The following is a 5,844-nucleotide window of genomic DNA, read 5'->3' as shown; positions in this document are numbered from 1 at the left end:
CGCATGAGGCACTGGACTACAAAGTACCAGATGAGATTTTTTATAGCTGTTTTGCAGCTTAGTATTATACTGTGTTATGACACTCTTAAAATTTTAAAAAGTGGTCTTGACAGGGGGCCCATTATATATATACCGCGCATTAAGCGTCCTGGGAGAAGAATGCGACTTTATACAATCCGAAGTTTATAAAAACAGCCATTTTCTGGGTTATCGCAATGACAAGATATTATATTATGACTGCACCAATTATTATTTTGAAATCTCCCAGGAAGATGGATGCAAAAAATATGGGAAAAGCAAGGAACATAGACCAAACCCTATAGTGCAAATGGGAATGTTCATGGATGGGGATGGCATTCCGCTCGCCTTTTCGCTGTTCCCTGGAAATTCCAATGAACAAACCTCTGTAAAACCTTTGGAGGAAAAGATTCTCTCTCAGTTCGGTTGCCAGAAATTCATTTATTGCAGCGATGCAGGATTGGGAGCTGAGAGAATTCGCGAATATAACCACATGGGAAAACGTGCCTTCATTGTTACGCAGTCCATAAAGAAATTAAAAGCAGAGGAACGGATATGGGCGCTAAATCAATGCGGTTTTAAAAATCTCTCTGATGATATGAGCACAGATATCTCAAAACTTCCTTATGACGATAAGGGGGTCTACTATAAAGAAATCCCCCACACGCCCAAGGAACTGCATCAGAGGCTTATTGTCGTGTATTCACCCAAATATGCACGATATCAAAAAACAATAAGAGAAAAGCAAATTGAAAGGGTAAAATGTATGCTTTCTGATGGTACTATCAAAAGAGCCAGCAGAAATCCGAATGATCCGCGTCGTTTTATAAAAAAAATAGCAGTTACCAATGATGGTGAAAAAGCAGATATCCATGACCTTCTTGATTATGAAAAAATAGAAAATGAAGCTCTGTATGACGGCTTATATGCTGTCTCCACTGACCTTCTTGATGATAAGGCAAGCGACATAATACATGTAAGTGAAGGTCGCTGGGAGATTGAGGAGTGTTTTCGTATAATGAAAACTGATTTTGAAGCACGTCCTGTATTTTTGCAAAAAGAAATCAGAATAAAAGCTCATTTTCTTACTTGTTTTCTAGCTTTAATCTTATACAGATGCATTGAACAAAAAATGGCTAAACGATATACCTGCACAGAAATTCTTGGAACTATACGAAATATGAATTTTGCAACAATCCAGGAACAGGGATACATTCCGCTGTATAAGAGAACTGCCATAACAGATGAACTTCACCAGATTTTCGGATTTAATACCGATTTTCAATTTATTACAAAACAAGAAATGAGAAATATCCAGAAAAAAAGTAAGAGAAGATAAAAAATACTATAATTCGTTACGAAGCAAAAAGGTCTCGCAAGCCGCATAAATACTGGCTTGTAAGACCTTTTTTAGCTTAACAACTGTCAAAGATGGGATTATACCGCCTAAAAGTGCTGTGAGTCAAGTCAAGATAGTACAACTGAGTTGATGTGCCATTATTTTCCCTTGCGCAGGGCGTCCAGCTTGGCAAGGGTTGCCGCATCCACCCGGGAGGCAATCTCGTTCCTGGACACCGGCAGCACCACCTTGCCCAGATATTTGTCCCGGATTTCCTTTTTCGTCTTCCTGACCAGGCGGTGGAACTCCTTGGAAGGGTGGCGGTAGGCTCCTGCCCCCAGGATGACTGACTGCTCCGCCCCGTCAGAGGTCACTACATGCACCTCCCTGCCCCTGCGTACTGATTCGTATGCCAGCCTTTCTATATAGCTGTCAGCGGTCTCCCCCTTGCCGGTATAGACCACCTCCAGGTGCTCATTGACCTTTTCCACATGCTCCTCATCAACTGTAAACAACGCGTCAAAGACCACGGTCATATTGTATTTTTCGTAGGCACCGTATTCAGCCAGTATGTGCACCAGCCTGTCCCTGGCCTCGGACAGATCACCCCGCAGGGCAATCAGCTCCGGCCAGGAGTTGATGACGTTGTAGCCGTCCACGATGTAATGCTCTCTTGGTTTCTTTTTCATGCTTGTCTTCTCCCCCGGAGATAATTGTATATTCTCCCGGGGCAGCCGGCTGTACTCACGAAAACCCGCTCCCGCTTCTAGTCGTGCCTCGCGTTACTAACATTCATCTATCGCATTTTCAATGCTCTGATGAATGAAGTAACGAGGCGCGACAAGAGTTTTCTTTGAGTACATGCCGACTGCCCCTGCGTATCTGCCAACATGACAAAATATCCGCAGTTCAAGCAGCACATCTATTTATTGCTGATGCGCTGCTTCATGGCCTCGTACATGAGGATGGAGCCTGCCACTGAGGCGTTGAGGGAGTTGATTTTGCCCACCATGGGAATACGCACCACAAAATCGCACTGCTCCTTGATGAGCCTGCCTACTCCCTGCCCCTCGCTGCCGATGACCAGCAGCAAAGAGCCTGTCAGGTCAGTATCATAGTAGTCCGTGCCGTCCATATCAGCCGCAGCCACCCACAGGCCTTCCTTTTTCAGCTTCTTGATGGTCTGCACCATGTTGCCAATCCTTGCCACAGGCACATGCTCCACAGCCCCGGCGGAGGTCTTGGCCACCGTAGCGGACAGAGGGCAGCTTCTGTGCTTCGGTATCAGCACCCCGTGCACCCCGGCTGCATCGGCAGTACGGAGAATCGCCCCCAGGTTGTGGGGATCCTCCAGCTCATCCAGAAGCACAATAAAAGGCGGCTCATTCCTGTCCCTGGCAATCTGCAAAATATCCTCCAGCTCCGCATACTGTACCGGCGGCACCTGGGCCAGCACCCCCTGATGGCGGATGCCCGGTGCCATGGCATCCAGCTTGCTGCGGTCATAAAACTGGATATTGATGCCCTTTTCCTTGGCAAGGGCAATAATCTCACGCATGGAGCCCTCAGATGAGCCATTTGCCACCAGCAGCCTGTTCACGCTCCTGCTGCCCTTCAGCACCTCCATGACTGCATTCCTGCCAGCCACCAGATCCTCGGAAAGCTCAGGCGCATCCACTGGTTTCTTATCCCTCGCCAGCCTTTTCACCGGCCGCTGCTCGCCTTTAACATTGCCTCGCCCCCTGCCGCCTCTGACAGCATCATTCTTTTTCTCAAATCGCGTATCTTTCATCTATAAACCTCACAAAATATACTTTATAGCAAAATAGCGATACAACATCCCTGATAACAAGACATGTTGCACCGCCTAAAACTCACAACAACATTACTGCTCTAAAGCAACGAAATATACTTTCCAAACTCAGCTGGTGGTATATCCAATACTCTCATAGCATCCTCAGCAGACAACTTCATTTTTTTCATTAGGGATTTTATGCTGGATATTCTTTCCTCTGCACGCCCCATTGCCAATCCTCTGCGCAATATATCTTTTTCTTCATATTCCAAAACTTTGCCGCCCATAATTTCCTCAACTCCTTCCAGAATATTGCTATATTTACCAGCTAGTTTTTTATTAACTTCTCCCAATAGACGCAAGAGCGTTCTTTGAGTAAATGTATCAATTACGCCTTGTTTTAGCTTCGCGGAAAGAAATCCTGCTATTCTGGATATGTCATTAAGCAATTCTCTCAGCTTTTGTGGATTTTCGTCACATTCCTGTAAAGACTTTTCAACGGAAAACAAATAAAACGGGAGCAACATAAAAAGATTTTTTTCAAATAGGCTATCCAACGTATAATCTTTCATTTTCAGCACCGGCACAAAATATCTCACACAACCGCCCGGAGTGCTTATCTTAACTTGCATCTTGTCCGGTGTCTTACTGGTAGAACGCAAAAATAATACCGCCGAATGAGGAATAACTAAATTTATGCCATCAGAAGTTTCCTCTGCATCATCTAAAGCTATCTGCACACCATATTCAAAAATCCTTACCAGCATACTGCTATCTGCGGTACTCTGACATTCAATATGATATGTACTATCAGTACCATCATCACGATAAATTCTAAAACAGCTGTCCGTAGTACGCCTCTCCATCCTTCCAGACACATCTTCAAACTCATGAGTATCAGGAAGATGCTCAATCCTGGCATTCAATGGAAAACTTTCCCCGAACACCTCATTAACAACAGGGATGACCAGCTCTATCATATCGCACAGCTCAGTACGCCAAACATCATCATAGATTGTAGATTGAACTGAATTTTCCAACAACAACCCCCCCTGCTTTTAATTATACCACGCAAACAAAGGTATTAACAACATAAATTTAAGCCTACACCTACATCATACATAAGTAAACTGCTAAAAGATAAAAGTGATTAACGAACGTATTCGCATAGCACTAAATGCTACATAATGCTACAGAAACTGCTACGTCCTATAATATATATATATAAGATAAATGCAGAAGACAAATTATAATTTTTTAGCCTGCCTGTTTTGTAACAATTTAGAAAGATGGCTCGGCAAGCAAATTCACTCAAAATTAACCTCTGGCAAACTGTCCACAATCTCCATTGTCTTAATGCTCACTGTTATGCAACTTAAAATCAGGTCAAGAATATAACGTGGATTGCCATGTTCTTCTCCCCACTTGTTGCAGTCATTAATAATACCACTAGCCTTATCCTGCTTCACTTGGTAGCGGTCAATTATCCACTCAAGCGGACTGCGCCCATTTACAATATATTCATGCGCCACATCAGGTATATTGGTTATCTGTATGTCACTGTTGTAAATTAAGGCAGATTTATCAGTCTTGCTTTTGAACTTCAGCTTTTCAACACGGAAATTATTACCTTCTGCACCTTCAACTTTTACTCCATCTGGGTATGGCTGATTTTCATAATTCAGATGAATATCTGCCAGTTGACGCCCGGCTTTACTAAACTGCCAGAACTTCTTTGGTTCATCAACCAAGGGCAATCTTGGCAAGGATTTCTTTAAATCTGCCGCATATTCCTCGCGATAAGACGGCAGGTGCAAAAAGCCATAAACATAGTAAAAAATATCCTCTTTAGTTACTTTTTTGCCATATAAGCCCTGTGCCTGCTTCAAAATAAAGTCCGTAACACCATCCCTGCGAGTGCATTTTGTACCCTCATCAAACAAGCTTGGCATATCCCGTTTATTTTCTTCATAGTAATACAACGGAAAACACTGACTTTTTCCAACAAACTCTAAATCACTATGCCCATCACAAATCATACATGATACCTGCTTAGTAACACCAATACCTGATACACATATCACCAAATTTTCCTCTTTACTTGTCGGGAAAAACTGGTCAAACTGCCCACGTCTATGAATCAGACCTTCACCCCAATACAGATTGCTCCTGCAAAATGGTCTATACTCTGCTTCTACAATCCTATCTTCGTACAATAGCTTTGTTCCTCTTTGAAACCTTGCTGATAAACTGCTACTCCAGCTTATGTGGCTTGCATCAACATCTTTTGCTTTTTCACAATCAACGCCCTCGTCTGACAATTTTTCAACACATTTATTGTAATAAGCCACAGTTTTCTGTATATTGTCTTTTACTTTATCACGCGAAAAATTATAAACCCATATATCTCGTCCACTCTCCGTGCCTCTTGAATTTAAAACAAAATAACTATTTGATAATGTATTGAATTTTTTATCCGGCTCTAAAGAAATATAACTTTCAAAATTTCCATTCCTTTGATTTATCCAATCACCCTTGGCATTTGGCTTCAATACCATAACAGGAAATATAATGGGCCCCCTGTCAAGACCACTTTTTAAAATTTTAAGAGTGTCATAACACAGTATAATACTAAGCTGCAAAACAGCTATAAAAAATCTCATCTGGTACTTTGTAGTCCAGTGCCTCATGC

4 protein-coding genes and 1 pseudogene are annotated in these 5,844 nt (G+C 42.7%); 1 reads left to right on the top strand and 4 read right to left on the bottom strand.

Going from position 1 to position 5,844, the window contains the following annotated elements:
• Positions 1–127 precede the first annotated feature (127 nt).
• A pseudogene (locus tag FYJ84_RS14125) lies at positions 128–1,357 on the top strand (IS1634 family transposase); the annotation flags it as partial.
• A gap of 158 nt (positions 1,358–1,515) precedes the next feature.
• Here FYJ84_RS14125 and FYJ84_RS14120 read toward each other — a convergent pair.
• The 4 genes from FYJ84_RS14120 to FYJ84_RS14105 form a co-directional block, all read right to left on the bottom strand.
• Positions 1,516–2,046, bottom strand: a complete 531-nt coding sequence (locus tag FYJ84_RS14120; RefSeq protein WP_154408236.1) for an NYN domain-containing protein — start codon at positions 2,044–2,046, stop codon at positions 1,516–1,518.
• A 233-nt stretch (positions 2,047–2,279) separates the two neighbouring features.
• Entirely contained in the window at positions 2,280–3,149 is an 870-nt protein-coding gene (gene rlmB / locus FYJ84_RS14115; RefSeq protein WP_154408235.1) for a 23S rRNA (guanosine(2251)-2'-O)-methyltransferase RlmB, read from the bottom strand.
• A gap of 101 nt (positions 3,150–3,250) precedes the next feature.
• Entirely contained in the window at positions 3,251–4,192 is a 942-nt protein-coding gene (locus tag FYJ84_RS14110; RefSeq protein ID WP_154408234.1) for an RpnC/YadD family protein, read from the bottom strand.
• Between the two features lie 267 nt (positions 4,193–4,459).
• Positions 4,460–5,844, bottom strand: a 1,385-nt coding sequence (locus FYJ84_RS14105) for a type ISP restriction/modification enzyme (protein WP_205764289.1), incomplete at its 5' end; no start/stop codon positions are given.

It is taken from the genome of Anaerovibrio slackiae (genome assembly GCF_009695585.1).
GTDB lineage: Bacteria > Bacillota > Negativicutes > Selenomonadales > Selenomonadaceae > Anaerovibrio > Anaerovibrio slackiae.
Note: the sequence above shows the minus strand (reverse complement) of the source record. Positions and strands in the feature narration are given on the sequence as shown.